We start from the raw sequence: 20,232 nt of genomic DNA on the forward strand, positions 1-20,232 counted from the left end.
TAGAAAGAAGGTAGGTGTCAAATGAGCAAATGGAGGCTTAAGTATTTGCTGACTCTGGTTTACAGTGTGGCTATTGCTGCAGTTTTTTGCCTTGTGGCATATTTGATTTCTCAAAGAATTAATTTTAATCTGAAGGAAACCTATTTCCTCATTGGGTTGGTTGCTGTTCTTGCAGGTATATTAATAATTATTGCAAAAAATCAGAGCAGAGTGACTGTATCAGACATAGTTGAACAGAATATGGAGGAGGATGAGCCGGGGAAGGAAGGAGCAGGGATACTGCTGGGCCTTAATGGCTTCACACTTGTACTGTCGGGCGTTTTCCTGCTGGTTATAGATGCGGTAATAAGGTAAAGACCATAAAAATTTTACTATCTGGTATTTTTAATGTAAATACATTTAACATATTTGTATAAAATACAATATAGATATTTTGAGATGGAGACATTTATGAAGAGACTATATTTATCTATACTGTATGTTATTTTTATATCTGTTTTAATAAGCGGGACCATATTATACAGCAAGCCCCCCGCTCAAAGCAGCAAGAATCCTTATCCTGCCGCAAGGGAAGACCGGGAGACGGGGACTGAAAAAAAGGCCCGATGGGAATCGGGGTCTGTCAAAAGCATGAACAGCAGTATCTATGTAAAAAAAGAAGAGATAGCTATACTGGGAAATAAGAACCAGGTGGATTTGCATGCCTTTATGGCGGAAGACAATTATGGACTTGTCACCTTGAACCTGACATACAAGCTCAAGGAAAAGCTCATAAGGTGCGATATTGAACCTGTTAAGCTGAAAGAAATCAGAAATATGTTCAAATTAAGGGAAAAGCACGGAAAAGGCTTTGTAATAAAAAATATGCTGTTCAATGAAAAAATGGGAAAAATTTATTACCTGTTTGAGGGAAAGGCCGAATATGATTATTTTCATTCTGCGCTGTATTCCTATGATCTGGAAAACTCAAAGCTGGAAAAAATTTATCAGGAAATCGGACTGTTCGGGAATTTTTATCTGTCCTCAGACGGCAAGTATAATGCTTGCTCATATCTGTCCTGTCCTCAGAATATATCAGGCAACCAGAGAAACACCGTGATAATTTTTGACTGCAAAGACGGCAGTCTGTTATTTAACAGCAATGAGCTCTCTGCTCATGGGGAGGTAAATGATAAATTTTCCATATACAGCTATGACTTTATAAAGTGGCAGGACAATAATACCTGCCAGCTCAGGCAGAATAAACGTGCCAGGGACGGAGTGGAAAAATCCATGGAAAACATACTGCTGTATAATGTGACGGCAAAGCGGGTGATAGAATAGCAGGTCCTTTCAGGCATCCGGCGGAAGGTCTTGTTTTTATCTCCTGCGTATTTATACCGGCACACCGGAGGCAACTTGTTTTCATCACGCAATTGGTGTATTCTTTTATGAGTACGCATATTTTTTGTTTTGGAGTGATGTTGAATGTATATCGTGGGCCTTAATGGCAGTGCGAATCAGGACGGAAATACAAGCTTTCTGGTGGGCAGGGTGCTTGAGGAATGCTCCAGGCAGGGAGCCGACACCATCTTGCTGGACATAGGAAAGATAATGAATGAGCAGAAGAACGGGTATTGCACCGCTTGCTCCAATCCGTGCACCGGCATCTGCTATAAGGGCAGCCGCCTTGAAGAGGCTTTTGAAATAATGAAGAAAGCCGACGGCATTGTAGTCGGCAGTCCGGTATATTTCGGCAGTGTTTCCGCACAACTCAAGGCCATGTTTGATAAAACCAGAAGGATAAGGGCAAATAAATGGCTTTACAACAAAGCGGGGGTCGGAGTCAGTGTGGGGACTTCCAGATTTGGAGGCCAGGAGACCGCTCTAAAGGCAATGCACGATATGATGCTGGTAAATGGTATGATTATAGTGGGAGACGGATATATTGACGACGACTGCGGGCACCACGGTGTTTGTGCCATGCGGCCTGCAAAGGATGATGAAAACGCCGTAAAGCGGACGGCAATATCCGGCAGGAGATTGGTGGAGGTTTGCCGCGCCACAGTGGGAATAAGGAATTTATAAGCAGGCTTTACCTGACAGGAAGATAACTAAAATCAACAATATACAAATGGAGTTTTTATATGCTGAATGAGTTTTCAAGAAATGAATTGATCATAGGAAAAGCAGGGTTGGAAAAACTGCAAAACAGCAAGGTTGCAGTTTTCGGAGTGGGCGGTGTGGGTTCATATACCGTTGAAGCCCTGGTAAGGTGCGGACTTGGTAAAATCGTACTGATTGATGATGACTGTGTATGCCTGACAAATTTGAACAGGCAGCTACATGCCACTCGGAAGACAGTAGGTAAACCCAAGGTTGAAGCAATGAGGGACAGGATTCTGGAAATAAATCCTCAATGCCAGGTGGAGATAATTCAAAAATTTTATATGCCGGAGGTTGCGGAGGAGATATTGGACACAACCTGTGATTACATTGTAGACGCCATAGATACCGTTACTGCAAAGATCGATCTTGTTGTAAGGGCGGATAAGCTGGGAATACCTGTTATAAGTGCCATGGGGGCAGGCAATAAGCTGGACCCCACCAGATTTGAGGTGTCGGATATATATAAAACCTCCGTGGACCCTCTGGCAAAGGTGGTCAGAAAAGAACTGAGGCTGAGAGGAATCAAGAAGCTCAAAGTGGTCTACTCCAAGGAGGAGCCCAGGAAGCCTGTTGAAACTGAAAGTTCTAGCTGCAGTGCGGGCTGCATTTGTCCAAAGGGCTCCACAAGAAAATGCACGGTCAAGCATCAGATACCGGGAAGCCTTCCCTTTGTGCCGTCGGTAATGGGCTTGATAATTGCCGGAGAAGTAATAAAGGATATTATAGAGTGGGATAAAAGTAAGCAGGTGATTTGACGTTATACAGGCAAATCGGAAACGGAGATAAAGATGTTTGAAAAACGTATAAATATTTTCACCGGCCACTTCGGAAGCGGAAAGACCGAAGTGGCGGTTAATTCCGCCTTGAAGCTGGCCGAGTCGGGTCTTAAGACCTCAATAGTGGATTTTGACATTGTCAATCCGTATTTCCGCACAGCAGATGCCAGAGAAGAGCTGGAAAGAAACAATATAAGGGTTGTTTTGCCGTTATATGCAAACACAAATGTAGATGTACCTGCCATTCCGCCGGAGATTTATTCTCTGTTTCAGAATAAGGAATATAAGGTTGTGCTGGATGTTGGCGGCGACGATCTGGGCGCCAGGGCGGTATCCAGATTTAAGGAAGAAATATTGAACGATGATTACGAAATGTTTTTTGTCATTAATACCAGAAGGGGTATGACCGATACCCCTGAAAAAATTATGGAGATGCTTGCACTTATTGAGGATAGTGCAAATATTAAGGTTACCAAATTGATAAATAACAGCAACCTGCTGGAGGAAACCTCACCTGAAATACTGCTGGAAGGTAATGAAACCATCTCGGCAGTTTCGGAAAAGCTTGGAATACCCATTGGAATAACCGCAGGCATGGAAGAAGTTGTGGGAAGGCTTGACAGCAGCGGCTTATGCGGTTCTGAAGTGCTTGCAATGAGAAAGCTGATCCATCTTCCCTGGAACAGGGGCTAGACTCAGCAGCGCAAAACATATAGCTAAAGCCATACATACAATCCACGGACACTTTGCTGACGGACGTGGATTTGTAAATTTTACCGGCTGCGATATTTACACCCTTGTGTATTAGTGATATAATACACTTGTGCGGAGGTGGCTGGCCAGTGCTGGATTTTTCGAGTCTCATACTGAATAATAAGGATCCTGTTTATATTCAAATAGCCGGGTTTGTTAAAAGAAAAATACTGTTAAGACAGGCTCAGACCGGCACAGAGCTGCCCTCAAGACGCGAACTGGCCGCAGTTTTGAACATTAATCCCAATACGGCTCAAAAAGCCTATAAATTGATGGAGGATGAGGGCTTCATAGTCACAAATACAAATGTGGGCAGCATGGTTTATGTGGATGCTCCCATATATTCAAAAATAGAAGCCGAGCTTACTGAAGCTATGGTGAATGAATTTGTTTCGGCTGCCAAGGAAGTTAATCTATCCTTTAAAAAAGTGATACAGATGCTGACAGATAAATGGGACAGCGACTAGAGAATAGCCTGACCTGCGTTTGTGTTCGGGTGGGATTTATCTGTGTATTATGGTGATAGTACAGAGCGGGGGTTTTATGAAGAAGCTTTATAAACTTTTTAATTTCGAAGTCACATTTACATTGAGGGCGGTACTACTTGTATGCTTTGCGCTTATAGCAGGACAGAACCTGCTTCTGTGTATTTCAAACAGAAATTATCCTCCTGGAAGATATATACCCTTTGAAAAACTGATAGATATTTCGGGTACGGCAATAGTTTTTATTATATGCCTGGTACTGATTCTGTCCGTCTGCGTTTACAGTGTACTGTCAAACTATTCAGGAAGTAAGAGCATATATACTCTTATGACCATACCCGGCTCCAGGGGCAGCATATTTGTTTCAAAGCTGTTGTCAGGCCTGACTGGCATGCTGCTGCTGCTGGCCTCCCAGTTAATAAGCATTTTTCTGGGGTATCTGCTGTTTTCAACAACCTTTGCCGTAACTGAAACAAGTGGTCTTATCAGATTTGAAGAACCTGTAAACGGCCTGTTTCTGGCCTTTGTACGCTCCGGTTTTCTTAGAATCCTGTATCCGCTGGGAGTGGGGAGCTTCATATGCACCGCTTTCATGTATCTGGCCGTTGTGACGGGGGTACTTTATTCTGTGTATTGTTTTTTGTCTAAAAAATTCTTATACATCACAGCACCTGCAATACAGGTAATATTGATGGTATTCATCCTGGCCGGCAGGCTCAGGGCCGAAAACCCGGGAGGAGGGGGCAGGCTTTATATTTACAGCCTCATTCTTTCGGTATTCACAGTATATTATATAAGGCAATGCCTTATTTGGACTAAGAGGAGCACCATATTGGACTGAGGGGGTATTATATGAAAACTGGAAGGCATACGGCACTAATTGCTGCGGCAGCAGCTTTGGCAGTCATTGCCCTGCTTATGGGAATAATCATAGGAAAGAGAGACAATCAAACCTTATACCTCAAGGATATTCAGGGGAACAGTGCCTTTCTCAGGGATATAACCGTGAGCGGTGTGGTCCGGGATAAATATCACGGGCTGCGTTTCAGCATCAGAGACGGCAAGGTGGATAAAAACTTCAGCTTCTATGATAGTGAGTCGGATATGGAAAGATCGCAATGGTCTTCCGGAAACTGGGCATTTTATGATTTCCCGGATTATGTTTATAATGTGTCGGGAGAGGTTTCAGCAGATGCAAACCTTAAAGTTGCCGAGACACCCTCAAAAACCGTGGGTGACCGGGTGTACAGCGGGGAGACATGGCCGCAGCCTGAGAGTACAGGAGAGTATACAGACCGGAAAACCCTTTCCGACAAGATTGACTTATATGTAAACATAGATAAGATTGGTGAATTTACAAGAATTAAATTTAAAAGCGGACTCAGTGCAAAGTCGGATAAAATGGAGTTTGAATTTACGAAGACCTACCGGAAGACAGAAGACGGAGAAGAAGTCATTGCCTCCGGCGGCTCCGATTCCAATATACCTGTCAGAAAAGGCAACCAGATGGATTCCATAGTTGAAGCTGCGGGAAATTTATATTTTACCATTCCTGCAAAAAAATCCTCCAGGGGATCAAATGGAATATACAGGATTGACGAGTGGAGTGTTTGGCCTGACTGGGATAACAAGAAAGAATCCGGACGGGTGACCGAGCTTGCAGGCTTCAGGCAGGACAACAAAAATACCGAGGTTGTCGCCCTGAAATGCGTACAGGGAAAACTGGTCCTGGTCCTGCTTATAGAGGATGTTCTTACCTTCAGGGCTTATGAGCCGGAGACGGGGGAACTTATAGACCAGCTTGAGGTACGGAATTTCGGCAGAAGTGAAATAAGTGACAACGTGCAGTTCTTTGTCAACGAAAACAACCTCAACCTTTGCTTTAAGGAAGAAAAGGATATTATTGTAGGAATAAAGCTTGATAAAAAACTGACTCTGGAATATTTTATCCAAGGTCTTGAAGTGGATGGAGAGACATATACCTATCTGGAGAATGTTTCGGTAGTTAATAACAAACTTTTGATTTTTTGCGGGTATGCAGCAAAGGACTCAGTGTTTGTCAGCGGATTGAGACCTGAGAATTATTTCATTTTTGCCTATGACAGGTCCCGGTGGGACAGCAGGCTGCTTTACAAGGGAGAAGTCATATCCGATGCGGTGCAGGATCTCATATACAGGCAGCAAAACGGCCCTGATTCCGGAGGCTTTGACACATTTGATGCCAGACGTTTCTGCAATGTCAAGTTTTCAACCTGAAGAGCTGCTAAAGAGGTGCTAGCGTGAAAGATACATGTGGCAAGTCAAAGTGACTTTCACGCAGCGAAAGCCACCACGTGTCTTTCATTACTATTTGTGTACGCGCTATGCGCGTAGGTGGGAGATGAAATGATAGAATATAAAAATGTAAAAAAATATTATGGAACAAAGGCACTTGGACTTATGGACGAAAGTGCGGTAATTAATTCCGGAGAGGTTGTTGGTATTCTTGGAGAAAACGGTTCGGGTAAAAGTACCTTTTTAAAGATTACAATAGGCTTGCTGGAATTGACGTCGGGGCAGGTGCTTGTGGATGGCAGGAATCCGAGGGATATATATGACCGTATGGCATTTATAACCCATGAGGGAAGCTATTTTCCTTTTATGACACCATACCGGTACGGTGAATTTCTTTGCAGCTATTTTAAAAAATTCAGTTGGGAGCGCTACAGGAAACTTATCAGTTTTTTTGAATTGGAGCCCAACGACAGAATAAAAACCTTTTCATATGGTCAGAAAGCCAAGCTGGAAATATGTGCCGGCTTTTCAAAAATGGCCGAATACATAATAATGGACGAGCCCTTTCTGGGAGAGGATATTATTGCCCGGAAGGATTTTATAAAGCTGATGGCAGCAAGTATAAGGGAAGATGAAACTATTCTCATCAGTACACATCATATTGATGAGATTGAAAATTTTATTGACAGGGCCCTTGTTCTCAAAAATGGAAGAATAAAGGCGGATGTGTGCCCGGATGACCTGAAAATCCAGGGTAAGACACTGTCGCAGGTGATTATGGAGCTGGCAGGTTACAAGGAGAGTAAATACCGGGGTATATTGGAATAGATTTATTGCAGCCCCTCCGGATTAATCCTGCAAAAAAACACTAAAACAGCATAATAAATGGAAAGGGTTAACTTGCAAATAGCTTCAAAGAGTTTTATAATAAACAATAGTTTTAGTTCTCTAAATTACTAAATAATCGTATAGTCAATTGTCTGTCTGAATCCCCGGCCTTCAGTGCTACTGCTGATTGAACTCAATCCGGCCCGGGATTTTAAATTTGTAGTGGTAATTGGCTAAAATAAAAAATACAAGTGAGGTTTTAAAAATGGCAAAAGCAATATTCCATGAGGAAAGATGCAAAGGCTGCAAGCTTTGTGTAACAGTATGTCCTAAGAAAATTGTCATAATGAAATCCGACAAATTGAACCAGAAGGGATTTCATCCTGCAGGCGTGGACGAAATGGAGAAATGCATTGGCTGCGCTTTCTGTGCAACCATTTGCCCTGATTGCGTTATAGAGGTTGAAAAATAACGCACCGGCAATACAGCCTGTATGTCAAAATTGTTCTTTTATAACTATTTGTTGCTGCAAGGCAGCGGAATGGAGTTTAATATGTCAGAAAAGTTATTAATGAAGGGAAATGAAGTAATTGCAGAGGCAGCCATAAGAGCGGGCTGTAAGCATTATTTCGGCTACCCTATCACACCGCAGACAGAGATAGCACATTATATGGCAAAAAAAATGCCGGAAATAAATGGTACATTTGTTCAGGCGGAGAGTGAGGTTGCAGCCATAAATATGGTATACGGGGCAGCAGCAGCGGGCGCACGTGTGCTTACCTCTTCCTCAAGCCCGGGAATCAGCCTGAAGCAGGAAGGAATTTCCTATATTGCCGGTGCAGAACTTCCTGCCGTTATCGTGAATATTGTACGCTGCGGACCGGGACTGGGCGGTATCCTTCCGGCACAGTGCGACTATTTTCAGGCAGTCAAGGGCGGGGGACACGGAGATTATAAAATGGTAGTGCTGGCTCCCTCCAGTGTTCAGGAGCTTTATGAATTAACGGTTAAGGCCTTTAATATTTCAGATAGATACAGGATACTTACCATGATAATGGGTGACGGTATGCTGGGTCAGATGATGGAAGCCGTGGAATTTAAAGATGAGGAAGAAATATACCACGATGATAAGAAGTGGGCCACAACGGGCACAAAAATGCAGAGGGAAAGCAATGACATCACCTCCATATACATTCAGCCGGAAGTTCTTGAAAGGCATAATATGAAGCTCCAGGCAAAATACAGGCAGATAGAGCAGGAGGAAGTCCTTGTTGAGACCTACAACTGTGAAAATGCGGATATAATAGTGACTGCCTACGGCACGATTGCACGTATTATCAAAAATGTTATAAAGTCTGCCGAAAAGGAAGGCATAAAGGTAGGGCTCATACGTCCCATATCACTCTGGCCTTTCCCTGCCGCCGCTTTCCTACAGTATGCCGGAACGCCCAAGGCTTTTCTGAGCGTCGAGCTCAGCGCAGGACAAATGGTTGAAGATGTACGCCTTGCAGTTAACGGCAAATGTCCGGTGCATTTCTACGGGCGTATGGGCGGCATGGTTCCAAGCCAGAAAGAGATTTTGAACAAGATCAGGGAAATCTTAAAATAATTTTATTATAATATCACGTCGCTGAATATTAGCGGAAAGGAAAATGAAAATGGCAACAGTGTTTAAAAAGCCTCATGCTTTAAAAGATTTGTCCCTTCACTATTGTCCCGGATGTACACATGGGATTATACACAGGCTCATAGCTGAAGTTATTGACGAACTTGAGATAGAAGGAACTACAATAGGTGTATCACCTGTGGGCTGCGCCTACAATAATTATGAATATTTCAACTGTGATTTCGTTCAGGCTGCTCACGGAAGAGCTCCGGCAGTTGCCACAGGAATAAAGAGGGTGCATCCTGACAACTTTGTATTTACATACCAGGGAGACGGAGACCTGGCAGCCATAGGCACGGCGGAAATCGTTCACGCCGCTTCCAGAGGTGAGAAAATAACAACGGTATTTGTCAACAATGCCATCTATGGTATGACCTCGGGCCAAATGGCTCCTACAACCCTGCTGAATCAGGTAACCACTACGTCTCCATACGGCAGAAAGCCGGAAATACACGGTTTCCCTGTAAAGGTCTGTGAACTGCTTTCAACTCTGGAGGGAGCGGTTTATGTTGAAAGAACCTCGGTACATGACGTTAAAAACATAAATAAGACCAAGGCTGCCATCAAGAAGGCCTTTCAGGTTCAGAAAGCCCAAAAGGGTTTTTCAATAGTAGAGGTACTTTCCACTTGTCCCACCAACTGGGGCATAAATCCTGTGGACTCCTTGAAATGGCTTGAACAGAATATGGTGCCGTTTTATCCGTTAGGTAACTTTAAGGGGAAGGATTTGGAGGTGTAAAGCATGAAGAAAGCATTGAGTGTTTCATTTCTGCCCTTCCCGGCGCGAAAACAGGTTTCGCGCATGAAAAAAGCCACAAGTGTCTTTTTATTACTTTTTTCTGACGTGCTTAAAGCACGTGATTGGAGGTTAGCATGAAGCAGTTGGAATTGATTATTGCTGGCTTTGGAGGCCAGGGGATTTTATCGGCGGGAAGGCTGCTGGCATATGCCGGAATGCTGGAGGGCAAATATGTGTCATGGCTTCCTTCCTACGGGCCTGAAATGAGAGGCGGTACTGCAAATTGTGCGGTTGTAATTTCAGAGGAGCCTGTGGGTTCTCCAATTCTTGACACGGCAAATGTCCTGGTAGTTATGAACGGGCCTTCCCTTGAAAAATTTGAAAAGCTTGTTGAGCCAAATGGTCTGATCATATCGGACAGTTCACTGGTTGACGCCAAACCCAAGAGAACGGACATAGATTTTGCAGGAGTTCCGGCCTCCCAGCTTGCTTCGGATATGGGAAACCTTACATATGCCAACATAATCATTTTGGGCAAGCTCCTTGAGAAGACGGGCATAGTGTCCAAGGAAAGCTTTGAGCTGGCGCTGAAAAAGGTATTGCCTGCCAAGAAGCATCATATGATACCTGAAGAAATGAAGGCTCTTGATATGGGCTGCAACTATTAGTATAAATTTTTTAATTTCACCAATCTGAATCACATGTAAATTAAATGAATCTGATTTTGAAATTCAGACTATAACAGGCTTATGGTCTGAATTTTTATTTGCCCTGGCAGAAGTTTCTTATTCAGGAATTCTTGTAAAACCCAAAAAAGCAAAGTATAATAAACCTGTTGCCCTATAGACGATTAATACTGAAATTGGTAACCCTTTAGGGAAAGGCAGGAATAGAAAGATGCTTAAAACTATATTGGTGGACGATGAAATATTGGCTCTTAAGATGATGGAACATTTGCTGAAACCATATAAAGAAAACCTTATGCTGGTTGGTACCTTCACAGGATATAAAGAAGCGATAAAAAAGTGTGAACAGCAGGTAATCGACCTGGCGTTTATTGATATGGAAATCCCGGGGATGAATGGAATCCGCCTGGCGGAAAAACTATTCTCTATAAATCCCCAAATCAATATCATTTTTGTGACCGGATTTCAAGAATATGCAGTAAAGGCTTTTGAATTAAACGCAGTGGACTACCTTTTAAAGCCCGTTTCCAAAGAACGGTTCCGAAAAACTGTTGAGAGGATTTTGACATCAAGAGGTATCTTGGGACCGGCAAATAATGCCGGCGGAGATGCCGGCACACGGGAAAAGGCATATCGTATTTTGTGCTTTGGAGGCTTGGAGGTGCTTAACAGCAAACAGGAAAAGCAAGCGGTGCTGTGGAGAACGGCAAAGTCTGCTGAGCTTTTTGCCTATCTTGTACATTACAAAGGCAAATTGGTACATAAAAACAAAATAATAGAGGCCCTGTGGCCTGATTCTGATCCTGAAAAAGCCAGCATGCTGTTACATACAAGTATTTATTCCATTCGCAGGACACTGAAGAATATAGGTATTGACGGATGTGTCATTTACAGGAATTCCAGCTACCTGTTTGATACGGAGAAATTTTATTGCGACATCACCGAAATGGAAGAAATTCTGGAATTGATTGATATTAACGAAGAGAATATACAGCTTGCCGAAAAGCTATTCAATTTGTACAGGGGAGATTACTTTGAGGGTGAGGATTATTTCTGGGCGGAAGTAGAGCGTGAAAGATATACTAAAGACTATATCAGGATTTTGAACAGCATGTCGGAATATTATGAAGCAAAACGGTTATATGTCAGGGCGGAGAAATGCCTGCAGCTAATTATCCGGGAGAATGCCCTGCTGGATGAGATCCACGGAAAGCTTATGAAATTATACGTAAAGATGGGTGACTACACTTCTTTGCGAAATCACTACAATAAGGTACAAAAAATATACAGAGAAGAATTAGGGATTGCTTTTGATGAGTATTTTCACTTTATTCGGGACGATGAACAAGGTGAAATACGGGAGAATTTCAATGGGGAAAATACATAGGATTATTGTCTGTGCATGTTTGCTGCTGGTATCACTTTTTTTGCTGGGCAGCTCAATGCTGTGGAATTCAGATGATAAGAAAGGCTCTGGCAACAGAGTGGAAAAAGGCGTCCTGTCGCTTGATAATTGGAGCGGTGAGGGAAATAAGGTCATCGCTCTGGACGGCCAGTGGGAATTCTATTGGAATCAATTGCTGAGTCCTGAGGATTTTAAGGGAAAGTCGGAAAATATCCCATTACTTACAGGATATATGGAGGTTCCGTACCAATGGAGCAAAAAAGGTGCTGACGGTACTGCCTTTCCAATATACGGCTGTGCCACATACCGTATGATTATTAAAGATTTCCGGTACAGCGGAAGTCTTGGTATCAAAAAAAACAACATTCGTTTTTCAAGCAGGATATACGTGAACGGTGCCCAGCTCCTGCAAGACGGTGTTCCGTCCAAAAAGCCTACAAATGGCCAATACAGCAATATTCCTCAAATAGGTTTTTTTGATCATACCGGCGGCGATCTTGAAATTATTGTGCAGGCTGCAAATTATGAGTATATCAATGCTGGAATTTCTGTCTCCATCTATCTGGGGACAGCACCGGAACTTCTGCACCGGCATCAAAAGGACAACCTGATTGAATTTGGAATTTTTATCAGCATTTTAACCATTGCCTTAATTTATTTGATTCTTTTTATTACGGCACGCATTTCCGGCCGGAAGGATTTTGTATTTTTAACCTTTGCCTTGTTTTGTCTGTTTTTTGCATTATACAATGTCTTGATGAACGAGAGGACTATTTTAACAATTATAAACTGGTCCTTCAGTTCGGCATATAGAATAAAAGAGCTTTGTACCTCTGCTGCATTTATCACACTCATATTGTTTTTTTATCAACTGAAAAAAGGAATAGTTTCAAGCGTCGGCTTAAAAATGATATGTATCATATATGGAACAAACATATTAGTGGACCTGTTTGCATCAATCCGCTTCTACACTCAGGTTCAGGCTGTTTTTTCGGTAATTAACCAACTTGTTCTCATGATACTTTTGTTAAGCGTGGCTGTGCAATATATTAAAGGTGAACAAAGACAGGAATTTGAGATGCTGACCTTGCTGTTTTCCGTTATATTTATGAATCTTTATGCTTCTGACATCCTGCTGTTCACATTTTCCCTGAAGTCAGACATATTGTTTTCAAAATTCAGTATGGTTGCCTTTATGGTCACGTTAATCTTTTTTCTTAGCATACGCTTTTTTGAAACCTATTGGACCATGGGACAAATGTCCAGTCATCTTGACAAGGCAGAAATCGCTTTTTTGCGTTCTCAAATAAAACCGCATTTTTTATATAATACGTTAAATTCCATTGCAGCTTTATGTATTGACCAACCTGAACAGGCAGGGGAACTGACTGTTAAATTGGCCGATTATTTGAGAAGCAGTTTTAATTTTAAAGATATGGAAGCCCTGGTTCCCATTGAAAAGGAAATTGAGATCCTTAAAACCTATATTAACATTGAAAAAATACGTTTCGGAGAAAGATTGCAGATCTGCTACCGGATAGACAGGGATATAGATATGAAAATTCCCCCCCTCATCCTGCAGCCCCTTGTTGAGAATGCGGTACGCTATGGAATCATGCCGCGTCCGGAAGGCGGCAGGATAGATGTGATTATTTGCAGGAAACAGGCTACCGTGCTTTTTTGCATAAAAGACAATGGGGTGGGAATGCAGCAGGACAAAATCAGAGAGGTTTTTGAAAAGGCTTCAGGTTCTGATGGTATAGGTCTCTGGAATATTAACAGCCGGCTAAGGCTTTTATATGGTGAATGCATTCATATAGATTCCAAGGAGGGGACGGGTACGGCTGTTTACTTTGAAATTCCGTATTCTAAGGCTTAAGCACCACCTGCCCGCCGTTGACATGAAGAATGCCGTAAAAACGCGGTATATGATAGAAAATGTAAAAAAAGTAAATAATGTTCAGAAAATGTTCAGAAAATGTTCAGAATCCAAGTATATAATTAGATAAGAATGTTCAAATCACACTTGTGGCCTGTAACATCTGAATTAATACATTGCCGGCGGTTAAATTTCTCCGGGCAATATAGGTTTAAGAGGTTACAGACTGCTGGAGATGGGAAATTTTACAGGCTTTAGTCATGATAACTTGATTATTCATATATTGGGAAGGGTTCTGAACATGGATATAAAATTGCATAATGATATTTTTGTTGATTTTGTAATTGTGCTAAGTGATATTTTAGCGGTTATCATAAGTTATGCTCTCGCAGCGATGCTGCTTTTCGGACAGACGGGTATGTTTTTTTCCCTGCAGTTGCCCGCTATCTACATAACGGTTACCCTTATCATGCTATATACATATGAATTCTATACCACACAGAAAAGAAACGTACAGGAAATCATATTATCCATACTGGCGGTTACCCTGCTGGTAAATGCCATAACCATTGTGGCCGGCTTTGTCCTTAATCCTTTATTAACACTGCCGGATAAGCAGTTTTTCATCATAATGGCTGTCTCAATGTTTGTGTTTCTTTGCCTTGATAAGGTGATTGTTTCCGTATTCATTAAGTATGCAGAAGGTAAGGCGGAGCTTCTGGTTATAGAATCAAAGGCAGTTGACAATGCCCTGGCCAGAAAAATCAAATACGCCTATGTCAAGCTGCATCAGGCCTGGTACATTCAGATTGATGTTGAGGATAAGCAGGCCGTTGAGTCATTATTGAAAAACGAATTCAAACAATATCAAAGTATCTTTATTTGCCCTTCCATTCCTGAGGATTTGAGCAAGCAATTAATATCAGAGGCATTTAAAGAAAAAAAACAGATTTATATTATTCCTGATTTCCGAAATACCAGTCTGATGAAAAAAGAAATTACAATCTTTGATGATACGCCTGTTCTCAGAATTAAATCTTTTGAGCTGAGCCAATATGAGAAAATCATAAAAAGGGTTTTTGATATTATTACAGCTTCAATTGGTATAATAGCAGGTCTTCCGCTGTACCTTCTCATTGCATTCCTGATAAAAATTGATTCCAAAGGTCCTGTTTTCTATTATCAGGAAAGAATTACCACGGATAGAAAGGCATTTAAGATGTATAAATTCAGAACCATGGTGGAGAATGCCGAAGGTTCAACCGGTCCTGTTTTAGCCTCGGAGAATGATAAGAGGATTACGAGAATCGGCAAGATATTGAGAACCTTCAGGCTTGACGAATTACCACAGCTTTTTAATGTTTTGACAGGAGCTATGAGCATTGTCGGTCCCCGACCCGAGAGGGCGGTATTTATAGAGCAGTACTGCGGGTATATTGAGAATTATGACAAAAGGTTCGTGGTGAAGGCCGGTATCACCGGGCAGGCCCAGGTATATGGAAGATATATGACTACACCCGAGGACAAGACCCTGTATGATTTGCTTTATATAAGCAATTATTCCTTCTGGCTGGATATTAAAATAATTTTGCTGACAGTGAAAGCTATATTTGACAAAGAGAGTGCAGAGGGAGTAGGAAGGGCGCAAGAATTTTGCAAACGTCTGGATTCTGCGGAGACGGAGGATAAGGTTCCCTTGGAGAAATGTGTATGAGGTGGGTCAGGTGGCTGTTAAGCGTATTCTGGTAATTGCAGGGAAAATGCATTATGGTGGATTAGAAATGGTAATTATGAATTATTACAGAAATATTGACCATTCAAAGATACAATTTGATTTTTTGCTCAATTATCAGGAGGCAGGTGTTTTTGACGATGAGATAAGGCAATTGGGAGGGGAAATATACATTCTTCCCAGATTGTTTTTTAAAAATATTTTCAAGTATGTCAAAGCATTGGATCAGTTTTTCAGGACTCACAAGGAATATGAAGTGGTGCACGGACACCTTACAAGCGTCGGCGTAATTTACAGCATAATCGCAAAGCTGCATGGTGTGAAGAAAGTCATAATCCACTCACATTCAACATCTGTGAACCGAACGCTAAAAGGATTTGCAGAGAGGATACTCATGCTGCCCCTGAGGTTTTGTGCCCAGCATTATTTTGCCTGTTCCAATGAAGCAGGTAAATATGCCTTTGGCCGCAATATCCTGCGACGCTCTGATTACAGGCTTATTAGAAATGGAATACAGTCAGAGAAATTCAGCTTTAACCAGGAGATAAGAGCAGGAGTAAGAGCTGGGTTGCAGTTGGAGAACAAGTTTGTAATAGGCCACATCGGGCGGTTTGAGTATGAGAAAAATCATGCATTTATTTTAGATATATTTTTTGAGATTCATTTGAGAGACAGTGACGCCAGGCTGGTGTTAATAGGTGCAGGCTCAAGAAAAGAGGAAATCATAGAAAAAGTACATGCACTGGGACTGGAAGCTGCCGTGGTTTTTTTAGAGCAGCGGCCGGATATAAATGAACTTATGCAGGGGATGGATGTTTTTTTGTTGCCCTCCCATTATGAGGGCTTGCCGGTAGTGGGAATAGAGGCACAGGCTGCCGGCCTGCAATGTTTTTTTTCTGATGCTGTGACCCGGGAGACAGATGTGACGGGGTTGTGCAGCTTTATTCCGCTTTCCAGCCCGGCAAATCATTGGGCGGATATGATCTTGAAATGTAAAAACGGCTATGTGAGGAGAAATATGAGACAGGCCATAGTTGATGCGGGGTATGACATCAGGGAACAAGCCAGGTGGCTTCAGGATTTCTATCTGCAGTGAGACAGGGGAAGGTTTTTCGGAAGGAGGCATATAGTTGGGGCGGCTAAAAATTGTACATATTATTCAACTGTTAGGCACAGGAGGTGCGGAAAAGCTGATTACCGACCTGGCAATACGGGTTAATCCCCGGCATGATGTCAGAATAATCTGTCTTTATCCAAGCCGGGATTATCCATATGAAAAGTTATTGAGAGAGCATCAGATTGAGATGATTTTTTTAAATAAAAAACTTGGCTTTGATATCAAGACTTTTATGGAATTATGGAAAACCCTGTCGGAGATCAAGCCTGATGTTGTTCATACCCATTTGCATGCGGCCATTTATGCTTTGCCATGGTTTATGTTCCATAGGAAAAGCAGAAGTATACATACGGTTCACAATATGGCTTCAATGGAATTGGGGAAGGCCCACAGGATACTTCAAGGCCTGGCATACCGGCATTTAAATACCGTACCTGTGGCTATTTCCCATATTATACAGCAAGGCATTATAAAGGAATATGGCTTAGCCCCTGAAAAGGTGCCCATTATCTATAATGGAATAGATATTGAAAAGTTTTCTCCGAAAGAACAAATGAAAACGCAGGCTTCATGTACACTTATAAATGTTGCATCACTTTCAAAAAGGAAGAATCAGGCCTTGCTTATAGAGGCCTTTAACCTGGTATTAAAGCAAAAGTCAGATGCAAAACTTGTATTTGTCGGAGAGGGTGAAGAAAAAAGCAGCCTTCAGTCTCTTGCGGAGAAGTATAAAATCAGTGACAAGGTTGAGTTTGCAGGGATTTCTTCAGAGGTACGGAAGTGGTTGAGCAAGGCGGATATTTTTGTACTGTGTTCATTATTTGAAGGTCTGCCCCTTTCTGTTATTGAAGCTATGGCAGTGGGGCTGCCGGTAGTGGTGACGGAAGTGGGAGGAGTTCCCGATATTGTGGAGGATGGGGTCAACGGATTTTTGGTGCCCTCCGGGGATGCCGAAGGTTTGTCCGGAGCAATTTTGAAGCTTATTGAGGATAAAGGACTGCAGTGTCAGATGGCCCAAAATAACATGGAAAAGGCAAAGGCGTTTGATATGGACTATGTTACCGGTCAATATATGAAGTTATATAAATATGAAGTTATATAAATATGAAGTTATATAAATATGAAGTTATATAAATATGAAGTTATATAAAAAGGTGGAGTGAATTGAAGCTGCAATTTAAGGCTATTACCAAATTTAAAGAACAGAAGATAAGCCTGGGTGCATTGCTGGCCGCCTTGTATTTCATATGCATGCCTTTTTCCATAGTGCCTCTGCCGGGTGGTTCTTCCCTGCTTAAATATATTTCCATTCTTGTGGGCGGTTTTTTGATTTGCAACCTTTTTATAGGGAAAACCAGGATTAAATTCAACAGCATTCATTTTTTGCTGGGCATCTATCTCTTATATTCCATTGGCAGCCTGTTCCTTTTAAAAAGTGAAGGTGCAATTGTCATATTGAGAGGTACCATTGAGACCTCGGCAATTTTCTTCCTCATAACCTTAAAAGTATACAACAAAAGGGAAGGTGATTTGCTGATTTATTCATGGGTGATTGTGGGTTTAATAACCACGGCAATCATGTTGATCGGAAGCGTGAGCCTGGAAGAGGGCAGCGGCAGGGTGACAATGGGGATAGGAGGCGGAAGTGAGGACCCCAATCAGTTATGCGGTTATTTTATACTGCCGGTTTTGTTTTGTATAGAAAAAATTATCCTCAAAAACAGATTCAGGATTTTTTATATATTGTTGTTGGTGGCAATGGTGTTTGTCGTTTTCAGAACCGGCTCAAGAGGCGGCCTTATTGCCGTTCTTGCTGCTGTTATGGTATATGTGTTCTTTGCGCTGCGGACAAGCGCCATTAATAAAGTGAAAATACTGTTTGGGATTATACTGCTTTCAATGGTTTTCATCTATTTTTTTGTGCCCATGCTGCCGGAGGATGTTAAAGGAAGGCTGAGCATCAGCAGTCTGGAAGAGGATCAGGGGAGTGGGAGGCTGCAGCTATGGACGATTACAATTGATGCAATCAAGCAAAGTGAAAAAGGAATGATTTTGGGATATGGACTGGGCTCTACCGCAGTGTTTTTTGCAAATGCCTTCAGTGGGCACGGAGTCGCCCATAACCATTGGCTGCAGCTATGGTGTGACCAGGGCTTTATAGGAATGATGCTGTTTTTCAGTATGTTTGCAGTAGGAATCATGGGTAAGTTTAAAAAAAGTCCGGTGATTTCTGTAAGTTTGTTCGGCATGCTTGTCTTGTCTATGACACTTACAATGTATGCTTATTACAAGCCTTTTTGGAATATCCTGATGATGGCAGGTATGAATTTTCAATATGATGAAGATGGTGTAAAGGATGGTTTGATATGGAAACAATCAGAAAAAATATAAAGTGGATTGTATTGATGGTGTTTATAGCAATGCTTCTGGGCGTTTCTTTGAAGGCGATCCTTCAAATGAACTATGGTATCATGACAATATCAATCAACTATCCCGGAGCGGAGCAGGGGATTAATCCTGACGGCACCAGGTTCAATATGTTTGAAATCACTTCTGACAAAGTATTGGAGAGGACTCTGAGCAAGCTGGACCTTCCGAATATTACTGTAGAATATTTGAGAAGCCGCATTAACATCTATCCTATTGTGCCGGCACGCATTAATGACAGGATAAAAGCTGCCAGGGCCACAGGAAAAGAGTTCACCTATTTTCCAAATGAATATGTGCTTAGCTATTCTCAGAAGAAAAAGTTTTCTCCCAATCACACCAGAGAATTGCTCAATACCTTGTTTGAAACCTATAAGGAGGTCTTTAAAGAGACCCATACCGATAGAAGCATTTTGCTTTCTGAAAACAATTTTGATTTGAATTATTATGAATATGTTGAAGTGCCGGATATTTTCAGCAGCAAGGCCAAATCCATCATAGACTATCTCACGGCTAAAAAGTATGAGAACGGGTCTTTTCTCTCCACAAAAACAAATGTGAGTTTTGAAAACCTAATAGATGAATACAAGAGATTGAATGAAATAGATATAGCGGCACTAAGAGCATTTGTGTACACCTCCAGAATTGCTAAAGATAAACAGGAGCTGGTCAATAAGCTTCAATACGATATCGGAAAATTGAGTGTTGAATACTCAAAGTATTTAAAAGAGAATGAGGTAAGCAAGCTGGGAATGCAAACCTATGATTCCACAATCGTTTATTCACTTTTCATTCCTTCAATTGACAAGAACAGCGATCTGTATATGAATAAGACAAAAACAGGGCTGGACTACTTGACCGAAAGAGCCCTGAATGCCGGTGTGAATGCAGAAACCCTGAAGAAGGAAATAGAAAACAGAAACAAGCTTATAAAAGACTATTCGGATACCTCCATAACTCCGGAAGAACAACGAAGGCTTAAAAGCATCTGTGATGAAATGATAGGAAAAATAGAAGCAAAGTTTGAACAATACGCCAAGAATTCTCAGGACACCCTTGAAGATTATTATAATTACAAAAACAAAAATTATATCAACTGCAAGGTTTCCGATTTCAGCATAAGAAACCTGCTTACCACAGGATATATCAAGACTGCCCTGTTTTACGGGCTTATAGCCTTCCTGGGCATGCTTGTCCTGCTTGTATTTATGGAAATCAGAAAGCCTCCGCAGAGCAGACGGCCTTCACGGAGCAGAGCAGCTAATGAAAAAGAATTGCTGCAGGTGTCTGATGCATAGTGGAACAGGATTTTAATTT

The 20,232-nt window shown here is 41.9% G+C and carries 21 protein-coding genes; all 21 read left to right on the forward strand.

Annotation, left to right across the window (positions count from 1 at the left end; translation table 11 throughout):
• Positions 1-21 precede the first annotated feature (21 nt).
• The 21 genes from CLHUN_RS09765 to CLHUN_RS09860 all read left to right on the forward strand — a co-directional run bounded on the left by CLHUN_RS09765 (position 22) and on the right by CLHUN_RS09860 (position 20,213).
• On the forward strand, positions 22-354 hold the full coding sequence (locus CLHUN_RS09765) for a hypothetical protein (RefSeq protein ID WP_080064400.1): 333 nt from the start codon (positions 22-24) through the stop codon (positions 352-354).
• Between the two features lie 96 nt (positions 355-450).
• Positions 451-1,323 (forward strand): hypothetical protein, encoded by an 873-nt coding sequence (locus tag CLHUN_RS09770; protein WP_080064401.1) that lies wholly within the window; start codon positions 451-453, stop codon positions 1,321-1,323.
• A 144-nt stretch (positions 1,324-1,467) separates the two neighbouring features.
• Positions 1,468-2,067 (forward strand): flavodoxin family protein, encoded by a 600-nt coding sequence (locus CLHUN_RS09775; protein WP_080064402.1) that lies wholly within the window; start codon positions 1,468-1,470, stop codon positions 2,065-2,067.
• 59 nt (positions 2,068-2,126) lie between these two features.
• Positions 2,127-2,903: a tRNA threonylcarbamoyladenosine dehydratase gene (locus CLHUN_RS09780; protein WP_080064403.1), complete on the forward strand. Its 777-nt coding sequence runs from the start codon at positions 2,127-2,129 to the stop codon at positions 2,901-2,903.
• A gap of 33 nt (positions 2,904-2,936) precedes the next feature.
• Entirely contained in the window at positions 2,937-3,617 is a 681-nt protein-coding gene (locus tag CLHUN_RS09785) for a nucleotide-binding protein (protein WP_080064404.1), read from the forward strand.
• Between the two features lie 149 nt (positions 3,618-3,766).
• Complete coding sequence (locus tag CLHUN_RS09790) at positions 3,767-4,144, forward strand: GntR family transcriptional regulator (RefSeq protein WP_080064405.1); 378 nt, start codon at positions 3,767-3,769, stop codon at positions 4,142-4,144.
• 76 nt (positions 4,145-4,220) lie between these two features.
• Positions 4,221-5,003, forward strand: a complete 783-nt coding sequence (locus CLHUN_RS09795) for a hypothetical protein (RefSeq protein ID WP_080064406.1) — start codon at positions 4,221-4,223, stop codon at positions 5,001-5,003.
• Positions 5,004-5,014: 11 nt separating this feature from the next.
• Positions 5,015-6,418 carry a hypothetical protein gene (locus tag CLHUN_RS09800; protein WP_080064407.1) on the forward strand — a complete coding sequence of 468 codons (1,404 nt, stop codon included), beginning with the start codon at positions 5,015-5,017 and terminating at the stop codon, positions 6,416-6,418.
• Between the two features lie 129 nt (positions 6,419-6,547).
• Entirely contained in the window at positions 6,548-7,264 is a 717-nt protein-coding gene (locus tag CLHUN_RS09805; RefSeq protein WP_080064408.1) for an ABC transporter ATP-binding protein, read from the forward strand.
• Positions 7,265-7,529: 265 nt separating this feature from the next.
• Positions 7,530-7,736 (forward strand): 4Fe-4S dicluster domain-containing protein, encoded by a 207-nt coding sequence (locus CLHUN_RS09810; protein WP_080064409.1) that lies wholly within the window; start codon positions 7,530-7,532, stop codon positions 7,734-7,736.
• 81 nt (positions 7,737-7,817) lie between these two features.
• Entirely contained in the window at positions 7,818-8,873 is a 1,056-nt protein-coding gene (locus CLHUN_RS09815; RefSeq protein WP_080064447.1) for a 3-methyl-2-oxobutanoate dehydrogenase subunit VorB, read from the forward strand.
• A gap of 49 nt (positions 8,874-8,922) precedes the next feature.
• Positions 8,923-9,669: a thiamine pyrophosphate-dependent enzyme gene (locus tag CLHUN_RS09820; protein ID WP_080064410.1), complete on the forward strand. Its 747-nt coding sequence runs from the start codon at positions 8,923-8,925 to the stop codon at positions 9,667-9,669.
• 3 nt (positions 9,670-9,672) lie between these two features.
• Entirely contained in the window at positions 9,673-9,807 is a 135-nt protein-coding gene (locus CLHUN_RS22685; protein ID WP_278247532.1) for a hypothetical protein, read from the forward strand.
• Positions 9,804-10,337: a 2-oxoacid:acceptor oxidoreductase family protein gene (locus CLHUN_RS09825; protein WP_080064411.1), complete on the forward strand. Its 534-nt coding sequence runs from the start codon at positions 9,804-9,806 to the stop codon at positions 10,335-10,337. Before CLHUN_RS22685 ends, CLHUN_RS09825 begins: the two co-directional genes overlap by 4 nt.
• 229 nt (positions 10,338-10,566) lie before the next feature.
• Positions 10,567-11,742 carry a response regulator gene (locus CLHUN_RS09830; protein WP_080064412.1) on the forward strand — a complete coding sequence of 392 codons (1,176 nt, stop codon included), beginning with the start codon at positions 10,567-10,569 and terminating at the stop codon, positions 11,740-11,742.
• Positions 11,726-13,639 carry a sensor histidine kinase gene (locus CLHUN_RS09835; RefSeq protein WP_165755718.1) on the forward strand — a complete coding sequence of 638 codons (1,914 nt, stop codon included), beginning with the start codon at positions 11,726-11,728 and terminating at the stop codon, positions 13,637-13,639. Before CLHUN_RS09830 ends, CLHUN_RS09835 begins: the two co-directional genes overlap by 17 nt.
• Before the next feature lie 301 nt (positions 13,640-13,940).
• Positions 13,941-15,353, forward strand: coding sequence for a sugar transferase (locus tag CLHUN_RS09840; RefSeq protein WP_165755719.1), 1,413 nt, complete (start codon positions 13,941-13,943; stop codon positions 15,351-15,353).
• Between the two features lie 10 nt (positions 15,354-15,363).
• Positions 15,364-16,467, forward strand: coding sequence for a glycosyltransferase family 1 protein (locus tag CLHUN_RS09845; RefSeq protein WP_133051103.1), 1,104 nt, complete (start codon positions 15,364-15,366; stop codon positions 16,465-16,467).
• Between the two features lie 34 nt (positions 16,468-16,501).
• Positions 16,502-17,590: a glycosyltransferase gene (locus tag CLHUN_RS09850; protein ID WP_080064416.1), complete on the forward strand. Its 1,089-nt coding sequence runs from the start codon at positions 16,502-16,504 to the stop codon at positions 17,588-17,590.
• A gap of 62 nt (positions 17,591-17,652) precedes the next feature.
• On the forward strand, positions 17,653-18,879 hold the full coding sequence (locus tag CLHUN_RS09855) for an O-antigen ligase family protein (protein WP_080064417.1): 1,227 nt from the start codon (positions 17,653-17,655) through the stop codon (positions 18,877-18,879).
• On the forward strand, positions 18,855-20,213 hold the full coding sequence (locus CLHUN_RS09860) for a hypothetical protein (RefSeq protein WP_080064418.1): 1,359 nt from the start codon (positions 18,855-18,857) through the stop codon (positions 20,211-20,213). Before CLHUN_RS09855 ends, CLHUN_RS09860 begins: the two co-directional genes overlap by 25 nt.
• Positions 20,214-20,232 lie beyond the last annotated feature (19 nt).

Origin of the sequence: Ruminiclostridium hungatei (assembly GCF_002051585.1) — a bacterium.
GTDB lineage: Bacteria > Bacillota > Clostridia > Acetivibrionales > DSM-1351 > Ruminiclostridium > Ruminiclostridium hungatei.

Excerpts from the sequence above, each read along its gene's own strand:
- CLHUN_RS09765 (WP_080064400.1), top strand. The coding sequence starts at position 22 with ATGAGCAAATGGAGGCTTAAGTATTTGCTGACTCTGGTTTACAGTGTG.
- CLHUN_RS09770 (WP_080064401.1), top strand. The coding sequence starts at position 451 with ATGAAGAGACTATATTTATCTATACTGTATGTTATTTTTATATCTGTT.
- CLHUN_RS09775 (WP_080064402.1), top strand. The coding sequence starts at position 1,468 with ATGTATATCGTGGGCCTTAATGGCAGTGCGAATCAGGACGGAAATACA.
- CLHUN_RS09780 (WP_080064403.1), top strand. The coding sequence starts at position 2,127 with ATGCTGAATGAGTTTTCAAGAAATGAATTGATCATAGGAAAAGCAGGG.
- CLHUN_RS09785 (WP_080064404.1), top strand. The coding sequence starts at position 2,937 with ATGTTTGAAAAACGTATAAATATTTTCACCGGCCACTTCGGAAGCGGA.
- CLHUN_RS09795 (WP_080064406.1), top strand. The coding sequence starts at position 4,221 with ATGAAGAAGCTTTATAAACTTTTTAATTTCGAAGTCACATTTACATTG.
- CLHUN_RS09800 (WP_080064407.1), top strand. The coding sequence starts at position 5,015 with ATGAAAACTGGAAGGCATACGGCACTAATTGCTGCGGCAGCAGCTTTG.
- CLHUN_RS09805 (WP_080064408.1), top strand. The coding sequence starts at position 6,548 with ATGATAGAATATAAAAATGTAAAAAAATATTATGGAACAAAGGCACTT.
- CLHUN_RS09810 (WP_080064409.1), top strand. The coding sequence starts at position 7,530 with ATGGCAAAAGCAATATTCCATGAGGAAAGATGCAAAGGCTGCAAGCTT.
- CLHUN_RS09815 (WP_080064447.1), top strand. The coding sequence starts at position 7,818 with ATGTCAGAAAAGTTATTAATGAAGGGAAATGAAGTAATTGCAGAGGCA.
- CLHUN_RS09820 (WP_080064410.1), top strand. The coding sequence starts at position 8,923 with ATGGCAACAGTGTTTAAAAAGCCTCATGCTTTAAAAGATTTGTCCCTT.
- CLHUN_RS22685 (WP_278247532.1), top strand. The coding sequence starts at position 9,673 with ATGAAGAAAGCATTGAGTGTTTCATTTCTGCCCTTCCCGGCGCGAAAA.
- CLHUN_RS09825 (WP_080064411.1), top strand. The coding sequence starts at position 9,804 with ATGAAGCAGTTGGAATTGATTATTGCTGGCTTTGGAGGCCAGGGGATT.
- CLHUN_RS09830 (WP_080064412.1), top strand. The coding sequence starts at position 10,567 with ATGCTTAAAACTATATTGGTGGACGATGAAATATTGGCTCTTAAGATG.
- CLHUN_RS09835 (WP_165755718.1), top strand. The coding sequence starts at position 11,726 with ATGGGGAAAATACATAGGATTATTGTCTGTGCATGTTTGCTGCTGGTA.
- CLHUN_RS09840 (WP_165755719.1), top strand. The coding sequence starts at position 13,941 with ATGGATATAAAATTGCATAATGATATTTTTGTTGATTTTGTAATTGTG.
- CLHUN_RS09860 (WP_080064418.1), top strand. The coding sequence starts at position 18,855 with ATGGAAACAATCAGAAAAAATATAAAGTGGATTGTATTGATGGTGTTT.